The organism is Streptomyces sp. NPDC060194, assembly GCF_042728285.1.
In the GTDB taxonomy this organism is placed as follows: domain Bacteria; phylum Actinomycetota; class Actinomycetes; order Streptomycetales; family Streptomycetaceae; genus Streptomyces.
Genome location: NZ_JBHWZH010000016.1, coordinates 1 through 18,761, shown reverse-complemented (window position 1 = coordinate 18,761; position 18,761 = coordinate 1). Strand labels below are relative to the sequence as shown.

Here is an 18,761-nt window from a genome sequence, read left to right as displayed (position 1 = left end):
GTAACAGAACTGATCAGTTCTGAAAGTCGAGCATAGGGTCGCGGTATGCGTCCCCGCACAGACCCGCGCCTCGAACGCACCCGGAGCAAGGTCCTCGCCGCGGCCAACGACCTGCTCCTCGAACTGGGCTTCGGCGAGGTCACCATCGACGACATCAGCGCTCGCTCCGGCGTCGCCCGCAGCACCCTCTACCGGCACTGGGACACCAAGGACGAGATCCTGCGGGACGCGTTCTCCTTCATCGCGCTCCCCGAGGCCGGCAGACCCGAGGGCGCCGGAGCCGGGCTGTGCGACGAACTGCGCCACTACACCCGCGTCTTCGCCCGCGGCCTCACCGACGTCTGGGGGCGCGCGGCGGCCACACTGGCCGCCTCCGCCGTCGACGACCCGGACCGGCGCGCGGTGATCGCCACCTTCCGGACCGGGTACGTGCGGGACGTCGGCACCCTGCTGGAGCGCGCCGCCGCGCGGGGCGAGACAGTGCGCGGCGGTCCGGAGGAGGTCGCCGACCGGCTGCTGGGCCCGCTCTTCTACCGCTACCTGATCAGCCACCAGCCTCTGGACGAGGCCTTCCTCGCCCCGCACGTGGACGAGGTGTGCGCGCGGGTGCTCGGCACATGACCGCGCGGGGGCGGACCGCCGTCGCGGGTCCGCCCCCGCGGCTGCGGGGTCCGCCTCTCAGCAGCTCAGGTTCGAGCCCGGTTCGACGCCGAGGAGCCGGGTGAAGCGCTGGTAGGTGTCGACGCGGCTCTGGACCTGCGCGGGGTTGCCGCCGTTGCACTCGATGCTGCCGTTGATCGAGCGGATGGTCTCGCCGAAGCCGCGCTGGTCGACCATCGCGTCGTGCGGGGTCATCGTGCCGGGCCCGGACTGGGTGTTCCAGTACCAGAGGCCGGTCTTCCAGGCCACGGCGGAGTCGTTCTGGACGAGGTCGGGGTTGTTCAGCAGGTCGATGCCGAGGGCGTCGCCCGCGGCCTTGTAGTTGAAGTTCCAGCTCAGCTGGACCGGCCCGCGGCCGTAGTACTTCGCGTTGCCCGCCGGGCAGCCGTACGGCTGCGACGTGTCGCAGTAGTGCGGGTAGTTGGCGGTGTTCTGCTCCACGACGTGGACCAGCCCACCGGTCTCGTGGCTCACGTTCGCCAGGAACGCGGCCGCCTCCTGCCTGCGGACCGTGTCGCTGCCGGTGCCGGTGAAACCGGGGTACGCCGAGAGCGCGGCGGTCAGGCCGCCGTAGGTGTAGAAGCCGCTCCTGGTCGGGAACATCTGGTCGAACTGGGCCTCGCTGACGACGAATTCGGCCGCGGCCTTCGTCCGGTCCGCCTTCTCCGCGGAGGCGGTGGGCGCGAGCGTCAGGGTGCCGACGACGGCCGCGGCGGTCGCGGTCGCGGTCGCCGCGAGGACGGCGCTGATGCGGTGGCGCAAGATGATCACTCCTGGGTGTGGGGGGGTACGGGGGAGTGGTACGGCGCGTCAGCCGCCGACGTTCACGTCGATGCACGCGTAGAACGCGTTCGTGGTGTCCGCCACGTTCCACACCGCGAGCACCTTCTGCTTGCCCGACAGGCTCCCGAAGTCCACCTGGTGGGTGACCGTCGCGCCCGGCTGGGCGCCGTTGTCGTCGAACTCCGCGATCTTCTGGCCGCTCACGAAGTACTGCCACGTGCTCGTGGAGTGACGAGCCGTCAGCTTCCACTGGAACTCGGCGTTCTTCGGAACCGGCGTCACCGCCCAGCCCTTCGCGTCGTCGTCCAGCTCCGCGTACCCGGCGTTCCCGCCGCTGCAGCTCGTCAGTCCCTTCGGTCCCTCCACGCTCTGCGGCTCGTACGTGATCGACCCGCAGCTCACCGTGCCGGCGGCGCACTGCGCCTGGCGGCTCGGCGGGGTGTTCACGTACCCGTGCGCGTTCGCAGGACCCGCGGGCAGGGCTATCGCCAACACCGGGGCGATGGCCGTGCCGAGGGCGATCGCGGTCTTCCTCTTCGCGTGCATGGTTCTCCTTCACGACAGGCCGTGGGGGGCCTCTCGTAGTGGGGGGTGAGACATGTGCATGCGCGGCGGCGCGCCCCCGGGTTGCTCCCGCTAACGCGGCAACGCCCCTTCCGGCGCCCGCCGTTGGCCTAGACCATACCCAGTCGACCGCGACCGTCAAGTGCCTTGCACGGCCTACGATGCGGCCCTCCGGTCCGGTCGGGAGGGTTCCCGGAGAGTTCTCGAAGACCTCGTGAAGGAACCGGGTGCGTGCGGTGAGCAACGGGGCGAACGCCGCTGCGCCGGGCACGGCGGGGTGGGGTGGGCGGGGGGCGACGTCGCCGCCGAGCGGCACGGACCTCGGCGCGAGCCGACAAAAATCCCTAGCCCGGCCGGCGTCTGAGGCCACCGGCCGGAGGCCGGTACCCGGGGCGGAGCCCCGGACGGGGGCGTGGGGGCGGAGCCCCCCGCGTGGAGGTGCCGCGTATTGTCGGCGGGGTCGACGCACGGAGGAGACGCGCAGGTGGCAAACGCAGACCGCACGACGGGCGACACCCCCCGCACCCCCCTCAGCGCCACCGCCCGCGCCGCCATCCGCGAGCGGATCGTCACCCGCGCCTACCCGCCCGGCAGCCGCCTCGTCGAACGCGAGATCGCCGAGGAACTGAACATGTCCCGCGTCCCCGTCCGCGAGGCCATGCGCGCCCTCGTCGCGGAGGGCCTCCTCGAACTCCTCCCCCACAGCGGCGTCCGCGTCCGCCGCCTGGACCGCGACGACGTACGGCACCTCTACGAGGTGTGGGAGCCCCTCGCCGTCCAGGCCTCCCGCCTCGCCGCCCGCCGCGTCCGGGCGATGGCCGAACCCCGCCCCGTCGACGACCTCCGCGCCCTCCTCGACCGTGCCGAACGCGCCGCCGCCACCGGCGAGGGCGACCGCGAGGTCGCCGCCCACACCGCGTTCCACGAGCGGATCATCGCCCTGGCCGGCAACCCCCTCCTCGTGCGCACCATGGAGCAGCTCTCCTGGCAGCTCCAGCTCCTGTTCGGCATGCGCGAGGAGCCCGCCCACATGCGCGCCCAGCACGCCGAGATGCTCCGCCACATCGCCGCCGGCGACGAGGACGCGGCCGCGGCGAGCACGTTCCTGCACGTCCGCGACAGCCGCGCCGTCGCCGTACGCTCGCTGTTCGGCGACGCGTAGTTGTATACCGAGATCCCGTGAAGGTCCCCTCCACGTCTCTATCACCTGCGCACTCTTGTCGCTCCTTGCTCGTTGGTATACAAAAGTGGCAGCCTCCTCCCACGGCAGCCCGACCCCCACCGCAAGGAGCCCCCATGGTCCCGCCCCTCTCCCGCCGCGGCGTCCTCGCCTCCGCTGCCTCCCTGGCCGGGACCGGTGCCGCGGGCGCGGCCTTCGCCGCCGGTCCCGCCTCCGCCGCCGCCCCCTCCGCCCCCGCCGGCGACCGCGCCCGCGGTCGCGGCACGGCCGTCGTCTTCCGCGACGTCCGCCCCTTCGGCGCCAAGCGCTCCGTGGACCTGACCGTCGTCGACGGGACGTTCAGCGACCGCCCGGCCCCCAAGGGCGCGCGCATCATCGACGGCGGCGGCCGGATCGCCCTGCCGAGCCTGGTCGACGCGCACATCCACCCCGACAAGACCACCTGGGGCGGCGACTGGGTCACCCGCAGGCCCGCGAACGGCATCGCCGACTACTGCGCGCAGGACGTCGAGCTCTTCAAGAGCCAGCGCCGCGACGTGGGGGAGCGGGCGTACGGCCTGATGGCCCACGCCGTCACCCGCGGCACCCGCGCGATGCGCGCCCACGCCGACGTCGCCCCCGCCTACGGCCTCAAGGGCCTCGAAGGCGTAGCCGAGGCGCGCGACCGGCTCGCGCACGCACTCGACGTGCAGATCGTCGGCTTCCCGCAGCACGGCGTCGTGCGCGCGCCGGGCACCGCGAAGCTGCTGGAGGACGCCGCCCGCAGCGGCCTCGTCGACCAGATCGGCGGCATCGACCCGATCAGCTTCGACAACGCGCTCGACGAGCAGCTCGACCTGGTCTTCCGGCTCGCGGACCGCTACGACGTCGGCGTCGACATCCACCTCCACGACCGCGACGCCAAGGGCGTCAAGGTGCTGCGGGGCATCATCGAGCGCACCCGCGCGCTGTCCCTGCGCGGCAAGGTGACGGTCAGTCACGTCTTCTGCCTGCCGTTCCTGTCCGCACCTGAACTCGCTGCCATGGCTCAGGACTTGGCCGACCTCGACATCGCCCTGACGACCGTCGCCCCCAACGAGTCGCTGGTTCTGCCGATCAACGAGCTGCAGAAGGCCGGCGTCCGCGTCGGCCTCGGCTCCGACGGCGTCCGCGACTCCTGGAGCCCGTTCGGCAACGCCGACATGCTCCACCGCGCGCACATCCTCGGCTGGGTCACCGACGTCCGCCTCGACGACGAGCTCACCCACTGCTACACCGTCGGCGCACACGGCGGCGCGGACGTCATGGGCCTGCCGCGGGTCGGGTTCGAGCCCGGCGACCCGGCCGACTTCCTCCTCGTCCGCGGCGAGTGCACCCCGCAGGTCCTCGTCGACATGCCGCAGCGCGACATGGTCGTCCACGCGGGCCGCGTCGTCGCCCGGGCGGGCGAACTGGTCTGAGGACCGGTCCTCCGCCGCCCCCGAACGGCTCAGCCGGGTCCCCCGGACGCCGCGCCCGGGCGCTCCCGGCTGGCCGGGGCGGCCGGGGCGGGTGACGGTGGGGTGGTGCGACCCGCGCACCCTCCGCCGTACGCCCGCACGACGGAGGGCAGGCGATACCGAGGGGGGCCCGTGTCCGAGACGCCGCCGCCGGAGCCGGACCCGAGGGAACCGGACCCCGGCCGACCGTCCCCCGACGAGGCCCGGCCCGACGCCGCCCCCGTCGATACGGGCCCGTACCGCAGTGCGGCCGACCGGGCCGCCGAGCGGGCGCAGATCGACGGGCTCAACGCGATCCGCGAGGACCACGACGACCCGCCCCGGCCCGGTGAGCGACGGCCGCCGTCCAGGGCGTCGTACCTCGACGACTTCGGCGCGCTGCCGGACGAGCGCCGGGCTCCCGGCTCCCGCGCCGCCGCCCGCCACCGGGACGCCGTGCTGCTGTCGGCCGGCCACTCCGTCGCCGAGGCCGACACGATCGAGGCCGTCCTGAAGCTGATGACGCGGCTGTCGGCGCCCGACCTGCCGCTGGACGGGCAGGTCGTCTTCGACGTCCGGGACCGGCTGCTCACCGTCGCCGCGCAGGTCGGGTTCCGCCCGCCGGGCACCCGGCGCAGGTTCCGGATGCCGCTGACGACCACGTACCCGGCCGCGGAGGTGGCGCGGACCGGCCGGCCGGTGTTCCTCGGCTCGACGCAGGAGTACCGGGAGCGGTTCCCGGCCACCTGGCACATCTCGATGGGCAAGGCCAAGGAGGCGTGGGCGTTCCTGCCGCTCACCTCCGCCGGCCGGGTCGTGGGCGTGTGGCTGGCCGCGTTCTCCGCGCCGACCGACTTCACGCCCGAGGTGCGCGGGCTGCTCACCACCACCGCCCGGCTGATCGGCCAGGCCCTGGAGCGGGCCCGCAGCAGCCGCGCCGAGCTCGCGCTCTCCCGCGGGCTGCGGCAGTCCATGCGCTCGGCGGACCCCGCGCAGCTCGGGCTGAGCGTCGCCACCCGGTACGTGCCCACCGGCGGCGGGCTGATGGTCGGCGGCGACTGGTACGACAGCATCGACCTGCCCAACGGGCAGCTCGCGCTCGTCATCGGCGACGTCCAGGGCCACGACGTGCACGCCGCGGGGCTCATGGCGCAGCTGCGCACCGCCGTGCACGCGTACGCCGCCGAGGGGCACGGGCCCGACGCCGTCCTCGCGCGCGCCTCGCACTTCCTGTCCGCGCTCGACGACGACCGCTTCGCGACCTGCATCTACATCGAGGCCGACCTCGTCACCGGCGACCTGCACATCGCCCGCGCCGGCCACCCGCACCCCGTCCTGCGCCTCGCCGACGGCACCTGCATGATCAAACACGTCAGCGGCGGGCTGCCGCTCGGGGTGCTGCCGGGGGAGGAGAACTACCCCGTCGACGTGATCAGGCTGCAGGACGAGGAGATCCTGATGCTGTGCACCGACGGGCTGATCGAGAACGGCGGCCACGACATGTACAGCGGCTGGCCGCGGATCCGCGACGCGCTGGCGCAGGGGCCGACGGACGACCTGGAGGGCATGGCCGACCGGGTCATGACGGCGGTCCTCACCCCGACGGAGCCGGGCCCCGACGGCGCGGCCCCGCGCGACGGCGACGACATGGCGCTGCTGCTCGTCCGCCGGGTCTCCGGCCGCCGGCCCGCCGCCGTCCCCGAGCGGCGGCTCGTCCTCACCATCGGCCAGGACCAGGGCGAGGGACTCGCCGAGGCGCGCGCCGAGCTCAAGGCGCTGCTCCACGACTGGGCCCGGCCCGACCAGGTCGACACCGTCGTCCTGCTCGCCACCGAGCTGCTCGGCAACGTCCTCGTCCACACCGACCAGGCCGGCGTCCTCACCGCGTACGTCTCCGGCGACCCCGGCGGCCGCCGCCTCCTCCTGGAGGTCATGGACCGCGGCGACGAACTCCCCCACCAGCGCGCCCCCGGCGAACTCGCCTCCTCCGGGCGGGGTCTGATGCTCCTCGACATCCTCGCCGACCAGTGGGGCGTCCGTCCCGAACCCGAGGGCAAGACCACCTGGTTCGCCCTCACCGAGTCCTCCCCCGGCCCGGGCGAACCCGAATCCCCCCTGATCGACGGCGACTTGGACGCCTGATCCGCGTCGACGTGGACACGTACCGGGTCAGCGATCCGATGACCACGGACCCGGGCCCTTCCCCGGCAAGGCCCACGGCGCGGGCGGCGGACTCGGCGGCTCAGGCCGCGGGGGCCGTGGGGATCGGCGCGTCGGGGGCGATGATCCCCCGGTCGCGCAGGGCGGTCCAGAAGGCGGCGGGGATCGGTTCGGTGAGGGCGGCGAGGTCCTCGGCGATGCGGCCGGGGCGGGTCGCGCCGGGGACGGCCGCGGCGACGGCCGGGTGGGCGAGGACGAACTGCAGGGCGGCGGACTTGACGGCGATCCCGTGCTCCCGGGCCGGCGCCGTGATGCGGTCGACCTTGTCGACGATGTGGGCGGGCGCCTCGGCGTACTCGAAGTGGCTGCCGCCGGCGAGGACGCCGGAGCTGTACGGGCCGCCGACCACGATGTCGACGCCCCGTTCGGCGGCCGCGGGCAGCAACCGCTGCAGGGCGCGGTCGTGGTCCAGGAGCGTGTACCGGCCGGCCAGCAGGAGCGCGTCGGGACGCGGTTCGTCCAGGTCGAGGGTCATCTCCAGCGGCTCGACCCGGTTGACGCCGAGGCCCCAGGCCTTGATGACGCCCTCCTCGCACAGCCGGGTCAGCGCACGGAACGCGCCGGTGCGGGCGCTCTCGTACACGCCGACCCAGTCGTCACCGTGGAAGTCCTGGGCGACGTCGTGCACCCAGACGATGTCGAGGCGGTCGGTGCGCAGCCGCCGCAGGCTGTCCTCGACGGAGCGCAGGGTGGCGTCGGCGCTGTAGTCGTTCACGATCCGGTGGGGGCGGCCGTGCTCGAACAGGGCCCCTTTCTCGCCGAGTTCGCGGCTCGCGGGGTCCTCGGTCTCGTCGAGGACCAGGCGGCCGACCTTGGTGGACAGGACGTAGGCGTCGCGCGGCCGGTCGGCGAGGACGTCGCCGAGGCGCATCTCCGCGAGGCCCGCGCCGTACAGCGGCGCGGTGTCGAAGTAGCGGACGCCCTGGTCCCAGGCGGCCTGGACGGTGGCGGCGGCCTGGTCGTCGGGGATCGCGCGGTACATGTTTCCGAGGGGCGCGGTGCCGAGGCCGATGCGGCCGGGCAGGAGCGAGCGGATGCTCATGGGGGGTCTCCGTCCCTGAGATAAGTGGGAGTGGGTGAGGGTCAGTTGAGGGTGTCGGGGTGGGGGCCGGTGCGCAGGTTGCGGTCGAGGGCGGTGATGGCGTCGATCTCCCGCGCGCCGAGTTCGAAGTCGAGGACGTCGAGGTTCTCGCGGATGCGGCTCTCGGTCACCGACTTGGGGATGACGACGTTGCCGGTCTGCAGGTGCCAGCGCAGCACGACCTGGGCGGGGGTCCTGCCGTGGTCGGCGGCGATCGCGGTGATCGCCTCGTCGTCCAGGACGGCGCCCTGCGCGAGCGGGCTCCACGCCTCGGTCGCGATGCCGTGCCGGGCGTGCAGGGCGCGCAACTCGGCCTGCTGCAGGCCCGGGTGGAGCTCGACCTGGTTCACGGCCGGGACGACCGTGCCCTCGTCGAGCAGCCGCTCCAGGTGCGCGGGCTGGAAGTTGGAGACCCCGATCGCCCGGGTGCGGCCGTCGGCGTACAGCTTCTCCAGGGCGCGCCAGGTGTCGAGGTAGAGGTCGCGCGCCGGGGTCGGCCAGTGGACGAGGTAGAGGTCGACGTGGTCGAGGCCGAGCGTGTCCAGCGAGGCGTCGAACGCGGCGAGCGCCGCGTCGTACCCCTGGTCGGCGTTCCACAGCTTGGTGGTGACGAACAGCTCGTCGCGGGCGATGCCGGAGTCGGCGATGGCCCGGCCGACGCCGCGCTCGTTGCCGTAGACCGCGGCGGTGTCGATGCTGCGGTAGCCGGCCCGCAGGGCGGCGCCGACGGCGGCGGTGGTCTCCTCGTCGGGGACCTGGAAGACGCCGAAGCCGAGCTGCGGCATCGTGACGCCGTTGTTGAGGGTGACGGTGGGGACGGAGGTCATGGTGTTCTCCTGCGATGAGTCGTGCGGAGGGGGTCCGGTGAAGGGGTCAGTGCGCGACGGGGACGGGCCGCTCGTCGCGGGCCGGTGCGGTCACGGGGGCGTGCCGCTCGGGCGCCCGGCGCTCCAGCGCGGCGGAGACGACGGCGAGGAGCAGGGCCGCGGCGGCGAGGCCGGCGCCGACCCAGTTGGGCGCGGTGTAGCCGAAGCCGGCGGCGATGACGATCCCGCCGAGCCAGGCGGCGAGCGCGTTGCCGAGGTTGAACGCGCCGATGTTCACCGCGGAGGCGAGGGTCGGCGCCCCGTGGGCGAAGTCGAGCACCCGCTTCTGCAGCGGCGGCACGGTGGCGAAGCCGAGCGCGCCGATGAGGAAGACGGCTACGGCGGCGGTCGCCTTGTGGTGCGCGCCGGCGGTGAACAGGGCCAGCACGAGCGCCAGACCGCCGAGCGCGGTGAACAGCATCGGCATGAGCCGGCGGTCGGCGAACCGCCCGCCGACCAGGTTGCCGCCCACCATGCCGAGGCCGAACAGGACGAGCAGCCAGGTCACGGACGAGTCCGCGTAGCCGGCGACGTCGGTCATCATCGGCGCGATGTAGGTGATCGCCGCGAAGACGCCGCCGAAGCCGAGCACGGTCATCGCCATCGCGAGCAGCACCTGCACGTTGCGGAACGCGGCCACCTCGTCACGCAGCCGCACGCCCTCCGGCTTGGGCACGTCCGGCACGAGCCGGTGGATCCCGGCGAGGCCGACGACGCCGAGCGCGGCGACGACGAGGAAGGTGGTCCGCCAGCCCGCGCTCTGCCCGAGGAACGTGCCGAGGGGCACGCCGACGACGTTGGCGACGGTCAGGCCGGTGAACATCATCGAGATGGCGCCGGCCTTCTTCTCGGGGGCGACCAGCTCGGCGGCGACGACCGCGCCGATCCCGAAGAACGCGCCGTGGGCGAGCGAGGCGACCACGCGGCCGACGAGCATGACCGCGAACACGGGGGCGAGCGCCGAGACGACGTTGCCGACGACGAACAGGCCCATGAGGAGCATCAGCATGGTCCGGCGGGGGATCCTGGTGCCGAGGACGGTCATCAGCGGGGCGCCGACGACGACGCCGAGCGCGTAGCCGGTGACGAGGTATCCGGCGGTGGGCACCGAGACGCCGAAATCGGCGGCGACGTCGGGCAGCAGGCCCATGATGACGAACTCGGTGGTGCCGATACCGAAGGCCCCGATGGCGAGAGCCAGGAGTGCGAGGGGCATGGAGTGCCTTCCCAAACAATCATTGCGATAGCGCCTTACGAGCGGCAACAATAATTGCAGACGCGGGGTATGTGCAAACGCGGTATGGTGGCGTATGCCTCATCGGCCTCTCGGGGCCGGCCCGCCGGCGAGGAGCACCAGGAAGGACGCGTGATCCCATGACCGCCACCGACCCCGCGCTCACCGCGCTCGCCCAGGGGTGGTGCGCCCTGTCCCTGCTGCACGGGCGGATCGAGGCGCACATCGAGCGCGCGCTGCAGGCCGGGCACGACCTGAGCGCGCGCGAGTACTCGCTCCTCGACGTCCTCAGCCGGCAGCACGACGGCGAGGGCGGCCACCTGCAGATGAAGCAGGTCGCGGACGCGGTCGTGCTCAGCCAGAGCGCCACCACCCGCCTGGTCACCCGCCTCGAGGACCGCGGGCTGCTGTCCCGCTACCTGTGCCCGACCGACCGGCGCGGCATCTACACCAACGTCTCCGACGCGGGCCTCGCCCTGCTGGCGGAGGCCCGGCCCACCAACAACCGGGCCCTGCGCGAGGCGCTCGACACCGCCGCGGACGACCCCGCACTGGCGCCGCTCGTCCGCGTCCTCGAACAACCCCCCGCCCCGACGCCCTGACGGGCGGCGCATATCGCTGCCGGCGCCCTTGGCCTGACGCGCGGAGGGGCGTCGCGGCGGTCCCACTGCGGTCGGGAGGGGGCGGCCCCGGGCCCGGTGGCCCCCCGCCCCGGTCAGCCGGAGACGTACTCCGCGAGGTGTTCGCCGGTGAGGGTCTTCGGGTGGGCGACGAGGTCGGAGGGGGTGCCCTCGAAGACGATGTGACCGCCGTCGTGGCCGGCCCCGGGGCCGAGGTCGATGATCCAGTCGGCGTGGGCCATGACGGCCTGGTGGTGCTCGACGACGATGACGGACTTGCCGGAGTCGACGAGGCGGTCAAGGAGCCCGAGGAGCTGCTCGACATCGGCCAGGTGGAGGCCGGTGGTGGGCTCGTCGAGGACGTAGACGCCGCCCTTCTCGCCCATGTGCGTGGCGAGCTTCAGGCGCTGGCGCTCGCCGCCGGAGAGCGTGGTGAGCGGCTGGCCGAGCTTGACGTAGCCGAGGCCGACGTCCACCAGCCGCTCCAGGATGCGGTGCGCGGCAGGAGTGTGCGCCTCGCCCGCACGGAAGAACTCCTCCGCCTCGGCGACCGACATCGCGAGCACCTCGCTGATGTCGCGCCCCCCGAAACGGTGCTCCAGGACGGCCTGTTGGAACCGCTTGCCCTCGCACTCCTCGCACGGCGAGGCGACCCCGGCCATCATGCCGAGATCGGTGTAGATGACGCCGGCGCCGTTGCACGTGGGGCACGCGCCCTCGGAGTTCGCGCTGAACAGCGCCGGCTTCACCCCGTTGGCCTTGGCGAACGCCTTGCGGATCGGCTCCAACAGGCCGGTGTACGTCGCCGGGTTGCTGCGCCGCGAGCCGCGGATGGGGCTCTGGTCGATGGACACCACCCCCGCCTCGACGGCCTGCGGCGTCTTCATCAGCGAGCCGTGCACCAGCGAGCTCTTGCCCGAGCCCGCCACACCGGTGATCACGGTGAGCACCCCGAGCGGCACGTCGACGCTGACGTCCCGCAGGTTGTGCGTCGTCGCGCCGCGCACCTCCAGCGCCCCCGACGGCTCCCGGACGGCGTCCTTGAGCGCCGAGCGGTCGTCGAAGTGCCGGCCGGTGAGCGTCCCGCCGGTGCGCAGGCCCTCGACCGTGCCCTCGAAGCACACCTCGCCACCGCCCGACCCGGCTGCGGGGCCGAGGTCGACGATGTGGTCGGCGATCGCGATGACCTCGGGCTTGTGCTCGACGACGAGCACGGTGTTGCCCTTGTCGCGCAGGCGCAGGAGCAGCTCGTTCATCCGCTGGATGTCGTGCGGGTGGAGGCCCGCGGTGGGCTCGTCGAAGACGTAGGTGACGTCGGTGAGCGACGATCCCAGGTGCCGGATCATCTTCACGCGCTGCGCCTCGCCGCCGGACAGCGTGCCGGCCGAGCGCTCCAGCGAGAGGTACCCGAGGCCGATCTCGACGAACGAGTCGAGCGTCTGCTGCAGGGACTCGAGCAGGGGGGCCACCGACGGCTCGCTCAGCCCCCGCACCCACTCCGCCAGGTCGCTGATCTGCATCGCGCACGCGTCCGCGATGCTCACCTTCCCGATCTTCGAGGACCGCGCCTCCGCGCTGAGCCGGGTCCCCTCGCACTCCGGACACGCCGCGAACGTGACCGCCCGGTCCACGAAGGCGCGGATGTGCGGCTGCATCGCCTCGCGGTCCTTGCTCAGGAACGACTTCTGGATCTTCGGGATCAGGCCTTCGTACGTCAGGTTGATGCCGTTGACCTTGACCTTCACCGGCTCGTGGTAGAGGAAGTCCTGCATCTCCTTCTTCGTGTACCGGCGGATCGGCTTGTCCGGGTCGACGAAGCCGGACTGGGCGTAGACCGCCGACGTCCACTGGCTGTCCGACTTCCAGCCGGGGATCGTGAACGCGCCCTCGTTGAGCGACTTGGAGTCGTCGTAGAGCTGGGTGAGGTCGATGTCGGACACCGAGCCCCGGCCCTCGCAGCGCACGCACATCCCGCCCGTGCGGGTGAACGTGGCCTTCTCCGTCTTCGTCTTCCCCGCCCCGCGCTCGACGGTGATCGCGCCGCTCGCCTTCACCGACGGCACGTTGAACGCGAACGCGCCGGGGGAGCCGATGTGCGGCTCGCCCAGCCGGCTGAACAGGATGCGCAGCATGGCGTTGGCGTCGGTCGCGGTGCCGACGGTGGACCGGGGGTCCGCGCCCATCCGCTGCTGGTCGACGATGATCGCCGTCGTCAGCCCCTCCAGGACGTCGACCTCCGGGCGCGCGAGGGTCGGCATGAAGCCCTGCACGAACGCGCTGTACGTCTCGTTGATCAGCCGCTGCGACTCCGCGGCGATCGTGCTGAACACCAGCGAGCTCTTGCCCGAGCCCGACACCCCGGTGAACACCGTCAGCCGGCGCTTGGGGATCACCACGCTGATGTCCTTCAGGTTGTTCACCCGCGCACCGTGCACCCGGATCAGCTCGTGGCTGTCGGCGGCGTGCGGCGTGCTCCCCGGCGCGCCGGCCGTGGTCCTCTGCGGGCCCTTGCTCATCGTGTCGTCTCCACCCGTCGTCTCGAACCGCCTCCGCGGCTCCACCTCCCCCGATCCAACCACCCGGGTCTGACAACGCGCCGCAGGTTGCCCACACGAACCCGCCGCCCCGGGGCCCGGCCTCCCGCCCGGGCCCACCCGCCGGCCTCACCGCGTGGGCTCGGCGGTGGGGCCGATCGCGTGCGGGCGGGCCCGGGCGCGCAAGGCGGTCCGAGGGACCGAAGGGACCGGGAAACCCAACGGAGTTGACCAGCGCCCCCGTCCCGTGGGACGGGTGCCCGTCACCACCATGACCACCGAGTACAGGCTCGTCTCCGCCGTGATGAACAGCCGGTTCCGCTTGCGGCCGCCCCAGGCGATGTCGGAGACGGTCTCCGGAACGCGCAGTCGGCCGCTGCTGCGCCAGCGAGGCGCCGCCGCCACGAGGGAGGCGCCCCCGCGCGACCGGCCGCGCCGGCTCCCCGCCACCCACCGGGGCCCCGGTCCGGGACGCCTCAGGGCGGTGCGGCCCGCAGCTCCGCCCAGCCTCGCCTCAGCCCGCGTTTCTTCGAACTCCACTCGCCCTCCCCCGGACCCGACGCCATGATCCGCCGCACCGACGGGAAAGTCCCGCCCGGGTGGAGGAGAACGGGTCCGCGCAGGGCCGTGGGCGGGGCGCGGGTGCGATGTCGGCGGGTGGAGGGCACCGGGTGCCGCCCTCGCCGGGCGGGGGCCGCCCGGCGGCGTGTCGGGGCGGGGGGCGGGAGGGGCCGGGAGGCGGGTGACGTGCTCCTTCCCTAGGATCCACCGGTCGGAAGGGGTGACGTATGGACCGGACCGTACGGACTGTCGAGGACGTACTCGCGCTGCTGGACGGGCTCTTCGCCGCGGGGGAGGGGGCGGATCGGACCGCGACGGGGGACGGGCGGGGGTTCTGGGACGGGTTCTACGCCGACCGGTCGCGGCCGGTGCCGTTCTTCGCGGCGGGGCCGGACGAGAACCTGGCGGGCTGGGTGGAGGAGGGGCGCGTCGGGCCCGGACGTGCGCTGGACCTCGGGTGCGGGGCCGGGCGGAACGCGGTGTACCTCGCGTCGCGCGGGTTCGCCGTGGACGGCGTCGACCTCTCGCCCGTCGCGACCGTCTGGGCCGAGGAGCGGGCGCGCGAGGCGGGGGTGGACGCGCGGTTCGTCGCGGCGGACGTGTTCGCCCTGGACGAGGGCGGGTTGCCGGGACCGTACGACCTCGTCGTCGACTCCGGCTGCTTCCACCACCTGCCCCCGCACCGCCGCGTGAGCTACCTCGCGCTCCTGGACCGCGTCCTCATGCCCGGCGGACACCTCGCGCTCACCGTGTTCGCGGCCGGCCCGGACGGTGTCGGCTCGGAGCTCGCGGACGCGGACCTCTACCGGGCGCGCACCCTGCAGGGCGGCCTCGCGTACACCCCCGACGAGCTGCGGCACGTCTTCTCCGACCTGCGCGTGGTCGAGCTGCGCCGCATGCGCGGGCAACCCGCCGGCTCGGCCCTCTTCGGCCGGCCGTTCCTGTGGACCGCGCTGTTCCGGCGGCCGGTGCTCAACCCTCGCCATCGCCCTTGCGGCGGATGACCTCCTCCAGGGTGAGGTCCTCCAGGTGGGTGAGGAGGACCCAGACGTGGCCGCCTTAAGCCTTCTCGAGGTCAAGCACGGATCTCGCGGGTTTGTGTTATCCGGCGCCCGCCCCCGTATCTCCCAGGTGTCGGAGAACGTACGTCCGGTACCTTCGCGGTACCCCCCCAGGAAGTGGACACCAGCGTGACGAACGAACGCGAGACCTCGGTGATCATGGCGGCGCGGGCCGGTCACCAGCGGGCGCAGGACGAACTCGTCGCCGCGTACCTGCCGCTGGTGTACAACATCGTGGGCCGGGCGCTGAACGGCCACGCGGACACCGACGACGTGGTGCAGGAGACGATGCTGCGGGCCCTCGGCGGGCTCGACGGGCTGCGCGACCCGGCGCACTTCCGCAGCTGGCTGGTGGCCATCGCGATGAACCAGGTACGCGGCCACTGGCGGGACCGCGCCGCCGAGGCGATACCCGCCGGCGCGATACCCGGCACCGCGGACCCGCTCGACGCCGTCGACCCGGGCGCGGACTTCGTCGACCTGACCATCGTCCGCCTCGAACTCTCCGGCCAGCGCCGCGAGACCGCGGAGGCCACCCGGTGGCTCGACGAGGGGGACCGCGAGCTGCTCTCGCTGTGGTGGCTGGAGTCGACCGGCGAGCTGACCCGCGCCGAGGTCGCCGAGGCGCTGGAACTCACCCCCCAGCACGCCGCCGTCCGCGTGCAGCGGATGAAGGCGCAGCTGGAGGCGGCGCGGATCGTGGTCCGCGCCCTCGCCGCGGTCCCGCGTTGCGAGCAGTTGGAGCGGACGGCGAACCTCTGGGACGGTCGCCCCTCGCCGCTGTGGCGCAAGCGGTTCGCCCGGCACACCCGTGACTGCCCGCTGTGTGGGGGCGGTTGGGCCGCGCTGGTCCCGGCCGAGGGGCTGCTCGTCGGGCTCGGCCTCGTCCCGGTCGTGGCGGGTCTCCTGGGAGCGGCGGATCCCGCGACGACGGTGGTCGGCCACGGCGTCGCCGACTCCCCTGCGGAGGCCACCGGTTCGACACCCGTGGTGACCACGGCCGCCGGGACCAGCCGCGTCCAGGCCCGCCTCGACCGCGCCCGCCGCCGTCGCCGCACCGGCGCCTGTACCGCCGCCGTGGCCGTGCTCGTCGCCGGGGGCGGGGCGTACCTCTTCCTCGACGGCCCGGACCCGCGGGACGAGGCGTCCGCCTCGGCCGTCGCGGCGTCGACGCCGACCCCGTCCGCCCCGAGTGCGTCCGCGTCGGCCGAACCGTCGCCGTCGAAGGCGTCGCCGTCGCCCTCGTCCTCGCCGAGCCGCTCGGCGTCGCCGAAGGCGAAGCCCAGCGCGTCGAGCGCGAAGCCGTCCCCGCGGCCGTCGCGGACGCAGGCCCCGCCCGCGCCCAAGCCCCCCGCGCCGAAGCCGCCGGCCCCGAAGCCGCCCGTGCAGGGCGGGTTCGAGGAGCAGGTGGTCGCGCTCGTCAACACCGAACGCGGCAAGGCGGGTTGTGCCCCGGTGACGTCCAACTCCGCGCTGGCGAGGGCGGCGGCCGACCACTCCGCCGACATGGCGGCCCGCGACTACTTCTCCCACTCCAGCCCCGACGGCACCGACCCCGGCGACCGCATCACCGCCGCGGGCTACCGCTGGAGCACCTACGGCGAGAACATCGCCCGCGGCCAGCAGAGCCCGGCGTCCGTCATGGAGGGGTGGATGAACAGCCCCGGCCACCGCGCCAACATCCTGAACTGCGGCTTCAAGGAGCTCGGAGTCGGGGTGCACCAGGCCCAGGGCGGCCCGTGGTGGACCCAGGCCTTCGGCACGAAGCTCTGAGCGGGGGCGGCGTGGCGACCGCGCGGGGCGGGTGCGCGGGCGACGACGCGGGGCGGGTGCGCGGGGTGTCGACGCGAGTCGAGGTGTTCCGGGTGACCCCGACGACGCCTCGGCACGGGTGAATCCCCGCCACTCCTGGCAACCGCCCGGCACGGTGACGCGCCCGCGGCCTTGTCGCTTTGAGCGGCTGCTCGTTGGAGCCGTGAACGGGGGGGCGGTGAGCGGGGGTGGTTCGGGGGAGACGAGGTGGTCGGCTCGGGGGCCGGGAATCCGTATACGGTCGGCGGCCTTCGGACCCGGGGTCAGTTCGTGGGTGAACCCGTCAGGGAGAAGCGGTACTTGAGGGTGCCCGCGCCTGCGGTGATGGCGAGGTCCGTGACCTCCAAGGGGCGTTCGCGTTGGTCGCTGACGACGCGGCGGACTCTGAGGTCGGCGGTCCCCTCGGCGGTGGCAGGGGGCGGGGTGACGGTGAGGGTCTCCTGGCAGACGGCCTGGAGGCCGGCCTCGTCCATCCACTGGTAGAGGCGCCGGAGATCCGGCTGGAGGCTGGCCCTCAAGTTGCGGCCACGGCGCGCCAGTTGGGGGATCTCCTCCAGGGCGGTGTGCGAGAAGTGGGTGGTCGCCCGCTGGATGAGGTCGCCCTCCGGTCCGGTGACCTCCTGGTGGTGCACCAGGGTGCGGCTGCCGGAGTCGAGCCCGAGCAGCACCGCGATGTCCGGCGGCGCGGGCCGGTACATCAGCTCCGCGCTGCTCGCCGTGGCGAGCACCTCCGCCGTCACCCCGCCGGGGAAGACCGGCGCGGACTCCGCCGCCTGCAGCGCGGGCGGCCGGGCGTCGGCCGGCAGGGCGTACGTGCCGCTCTTGTCGGTGGCGACGGCACCCTGCTCGCGCAGGTGCTGCAGCGCCTGCCGGACGGTCTCCCGGCTGGCCCGGTGTACGGCGGCCAGGGCGCGCTCGCCGGGGAGCCTGCCGCCGGGGGGAACGCGACCGGCGGTCAGGTCGTCATGGATGCGTCGCGCGACCTGCAGGTAGATCGGCACCCGCGGGGCGTCCGCGTCTCGAGTGGCCAAGTCCCTCGTCCTCACCGGGAATTCGTGACGGAGAGCGCCCGGACGGGCACTGTCGGCATATATATCATTGGTCTATACCTCCTATCGCTACCGGCGGATGAAATCGGCTTGAAACCTCCCGGCCCTCCTGCGTCACCTGGAGTGCTTGTGGGGGCGCCGCCCACCCCCGCGAGGAGGCGCGGTGCGAGACCGGAGCCGGACCCGGCAGCCGGGTCGCCGCCGGGCTCGGCGGGCTCGGCCACCTGGCGGTGAGGTTCCCGGCGGCGTTCGGTGCGGAGGGTCACCGTCCTGAGCCGCACGGCGGACAAGGCGGACGACGCGTGTGCGCTCGGGTGTGCGGGGGGTGACCCGACGGGGCGCCTCGTGCGGAACATCAGATTCACCTCTGAGTTCCGGCGCTGCGATTGCGCCCCGCGCTGCGGCGCCCGCACCATCGGATGACCGCGAGCGGCAGTCGGGTCGACCACCCGACGACGCTCGCTCGTGACGTCATCGGGGGGATCAATGAGGGGCAAAATCCGTACGCAGCAACGCCGTTCGGCTCTCACCGCGCGGCTCCTGCCCGCCGCTCTGCTGCCGCTCGCACTGGCGGCCTGCACGTCCGGGGCGCCGGACTCCGCGCCTCCGGCCCCGCGTTCGCCGTGGCCCGCCTCCTCGGGTCCCGCGACGGTCGCTCCGCCGGCCGAGTCGCCGGTCGCGGTGGGGGAGCCCGACCTCGGGGAGACGTTCGTCGCGGGGCTGAGCGACATGCAGGGCGACGGGGCGTTCGCGTTCGACGCAGGACGGCGTGGAGAAGCCCTGATCGTCGCCTACCGGTGCCTGGGGCCGGGGGAGTTGACGGTGGAGGTCCGGCCGACGGGCATGGTCCGCTCGGTTCCGTGCACCGGGCAGGAGGTGGCGGACGAGCGCGACGTCGTCGATGTCGAGGGCGTGCAGGCCGCCGGGCGGGTCTACGTACAGGCGCCGTCCACCGTGCGCTGGGCCGTGTCCGTCGGGCGGGGTGAGCGCGCCGCGCTGGACGTGGCGTGAGGCCCCGCCGTCGTCGGCGGGGCCGCACGGGGGGTCACGCGCCGCGGGCCCGGGGCGGGGGCCAGCGG

Annotated in this window: 15 protein-coding genes and 1 pseudogene; 9 read left to right on the top strand and 7 right to left on the bottom strand. The window is 73.6% G+C overall.

The annotated features are described in order from the left end of the window. The first annotated feature begins 45 nt into the window (after window positions 1-45). Window positions 46-621: a TetR/AcrR family transcriptional regulator gene (locus ACFWEG_RS05585; protein ID WP_387209524.1), complete on the top strand. Its 576-nt coding sequence runs from the start codon at window positions 46-48 to the stop codon at window positions 619-621. A 57-nt stretch (window positions 622-678) separates the two neighbouring features. On the opposite strand, the gene ACFWEG_RS05580 is transcribed toward ACFWEG_RS05585, so the two are convergent. Then, the gene (locus ACFWEG_RS05580; RefSeq protein ID WP_387209522.1) at window positions 679-1,422 is read right to left on the bottom strand and encodes a chitinase; all 744 of its coding nucleotides are present in this window, start codon (window positions 1,420-1,422) and stop codon (window positions 679-681) included. Window positions 1,423-1,470: 48 nt separating this feature from the next. Beyond that, window positions 1,471-1,989: a lytic polysaccharide monooxygenase auxiliary activity family 9 protein gene (locus tag ACFWEG_RS05575; protein WP_387209520.1), complete on the bottom strand. Its 519-nt coding sequence runs from the start codon at window positions 1,987-1,989 to the stop codon at window positions 1,471-1,473. A gap of 502 nt (window positions 1,990-2,491) precedes the next feature. Between ACFWEG_RS05575 and ACFWEG_RS05570 the strand changes: the two genes are divergently transcribed. From ACFWEG_RS05570 to ACFWEG_RS05560, 3 genes are all read left to right on the top strand, one after another. Next, complete coding sequence (locus ACFWEG_RS05570) at window positions 2,492-3,169, top strand: GntR family transcriptional regulator (RefSeq protein ID WP_387209518.1); 678 nt, start codon at window positions 2,492-2,494, stop codon at window positions 3,167-3,169. 134 nt (window positions 3,170-3,303) lie between these two features. Then, a complete protein-coding gene (locus ACFWEG_RS05565; RefSeq protein ID WP_387209516.1) occupies window positions 3,304-4,626 on the top strand; it encodes an amidohydrolase in 1,323 nt (440 codons plus the stop codon). Between the two features lie 171 nt (window positions 4,627-4,797). Further along, window positions 4,798-6,786, top strand: a complete 1,989-nt coding sequence (locus ACFWEG_RS05560; protein WP_387209514.1) for a SpoIIE family protein phosphatase — start codon at window positions 4,798-4,800, stop codon at window positions 6,784-6,786. 100 nt (window positions 6,787-6,886) lie between these two features. Here the strand turns inward: ACFWEG_RS05560 and ACFWEG_RS05555 are convergent, their stop codons facing one another. From ACFWEG_RS05555 to ACFWEG_RS05545, 3 genes are read right to left on the bottom strand one after another with little or no spacing between them, the layout of a single operon-like run. After that, window positions 6,887-7,906 carry an aldo/keto reductase gene (locus tag ACFWEG_RS05555; RefSeq protein WP_387209512.1) on the bottom strand — a complete coding sequence of 340 codons (1,020 nt, stop codon included), beginning with the start codon at window positions 7,904-7,906 and terminating at the stop codon, window positions 6,887-6,889. Window positions 7,907-7,947: 41 nt separating this feature from the next. Further along, window positions 7,948-8,772 carry an aldo/keto reductase gene (locus ACFWEG_RS05550; RefSeq protein ID WP_387209510.1) on the bottom strand — a complete coding sequence of 275 codons (825 nt, stop codon included), beginning with the start codon at window positions 8,770-8,772 and terminating at the stop codon, window positions 7,948-7,950. Between the two features lie 46 nt (window positions 8,773-8,818). Next, window positions 8,819-10,027 carry an MFS transporter gene (locus ACFWEG_RS05545; RefSeq protein WP_387209508.1) on the bottom strand — a complete coding sequence of 403 codons (1,209 nt, stop codon included), beginning with the start codon at window positions 10,025-10,027 and terminating at the stop codon, window positions 8,819-8,821. Between the two features lie 158 nt (window positions 10,028-10,185). On the opposite strand from ACFWEG_RS05545, the gene ACFWEG_RS05540 reads away from it, so the two are divergent. Continuing rightward, complete coding sequence (locus ACFWEG_RS05540; protein WP_387209506.1) at window positions 10,186-10,647, top strand: MarR family winged helix-turn-helix transcriptional regulator; 462 nt, start codon at window positions 10,186-10,188, stop codon at window positions 10,645-10,647. A gap of 113 nt (window positions 10,648-10,760) precedes the next feature. Here the strand turns inward: ACFWEG_RS05540 and ACFWEG_RS05535 are convergent, their stop codons facing one another. Next, window positions 10,761-13,181, bottom strand: coding sequence for an ATP-binding cassette domain-containing protein (locus tag ACFWEG_RS05535; protein ID WP_387209504.1), 2,421 nt, complete (start codon window positions 13,179-13,181; stop codon window positions 10,761-10,763). A gap of 806 nt (window positions 13,182-13,987) precedes the next feature. On the opposite strand from ACFWEG_RS05535, the gene ACFWEG_RS05530 reads away from it, so the two are divergent. After that, the gene (locus tag ACFWEG_RS05530) at window positions 13,988-14,764 is read left to right on the top strand and encodes a class I SAM-dependent methyltransferase (protein WP_387209502.1); all 777 of its coding nucleotides are present in this window, start codon (window positions 13,988-13,990) and stop codon (window positions 14,762-14,764) included. A 186-nt stretch (window positions 14,765-14,950) separates the two neighbouring features. Further along, window positions 14,951-16,594, top strand: coding sequence for a sigma-70 family RNA polymerase sigma factor (locus tag ACFWEG_RS05525; protein WP_387209500.1), 1,644 nt, complete (start codon window positions 14,951-14,953; stop codon window positions 16,592-16,594). Between the two features lie 302 nt (window positions 16,595-16,896). On the opposite strand, the gene ACFWEG_RS05520 is transcribed toward ACFWEG_RS05525, so the two are convergent. Next, the gene (locus tag ACFWEG_RS05520; protein ID WP_387209498.1) at window positions 16,897-17,664 is read right to left on the bottom strand and encodes a GntR family transcriptional regulator; all 768 of its coding nucleotides are present in this window, start codon (window positions 17,662-17,664) and stop codon (window positions 16,897-16,899) included. Window positions 17,665-17,855: 191 nt separating this feature from the next. On the opposite strand from ACFWEG_RS05520, the pseudogene ACFWEG_RS05515 reads away from it, so the two are divergent. Next, window positions 17,856-17,997, top strand: a pseudogene (locus tag ACFWEG_RS05515) (NAD(P)-dependent alcohol dehydrogenase); the annotation flags it as partial. 171 nt (window positions 17,998-18,168) lie between these two features. Next, window positions 18,169-18,693, top strand: a complete 525-nt coding sequence (locus tag ACFWEG_RS05510; protein ID WP_387209496.1) for a hypothetical protein — start codon at window positions 18,169-18,171, stop codon at window positions 18,691-18,693. Window positions 18,694-18,761 lie beyond the last annotated feature (68 nt).

What these genes read in the sequence shown, in the direction of transcription:
- ACFWEG_RS05585 (WP_387209524.1), top strand. Translation starts at nt 46, where the DNA reads ATGCGTCCCCGCACAGACCCGCGCCTCGAACGCACCCGGAGCAAGGTC.
- ACFWEG_RS05575 (WP_387209520.1), bottom strand. Translation starts at nt 1,989, where the DNA reads ATGCACGCGAAGAGGAAGACCGCGATCGCCCTCGGCACGGCCATCGCC.
- ACFWEG_RS05565 (WP_387209516.1), top strand. Translation starts at nt 3,304, where the DNA reads ATGGTCCCGCCCCTCTCCCGCCGCGGCGTCCTCGCCTCCGCTGCCTCC.
- ACFWEG_RS05555 (WP_387209512.1), bottom strand. Translation starts at nt 7,906, where the DNA reads ATGAGCATCCGCTCGCTCCTGCCCGGCCGCATCGGCCTCGGCACCGCG.
- ACFWEG_RS05550 (WP_387209510.1), bottom strand. Translation starts at nt 8,772, where the DNA reads ATGACCTCCGTCCCCACCGTCACCCTCAACAACGGCGTCACGATGCCG.
- ACFWEG_RS05545 (WP_387209508.1), bottom strand. Translation starts at nt 10,027, where the DNA reads ATGCCCCTCGCACTCCTGGCTCTCGCCATCGGGGCCTTCGGTATCGGC.
- ACFWEG_RS05540 (WP_387209506.1), top strand. Translation starts at nt 10,186, where the DNA reads ATGACCGCCACCGACCCCGCGCTCACCGCGCTCGCCCAGGGGTGGTGC.
- ACFWEG_RS05535 (WP_387209504.1), bottom strand. Translation starts at nt 13,181, where the DNA reads ATGAGCAAGGGCCCGCAGAGGACCACGGCCGGCGCGCCGGGGAGCACG.
- ACFWEG_RS05530 (WP_387209502.1), top strand. Translation starts at nt 13,988, where the DNA reads ATGGACCGGACCGTACGGACTGTCGAGGACGTACTCGCGCTGCTGGAC.
- ACFWEG_RS05510 (WP_387209496.1), top strand. Translation starts at nt 18,169, where the DNA reads ATGAGGGGCAAAATCCGTACGCAGCAACGCCGTTCGGCTCTCACCGCG.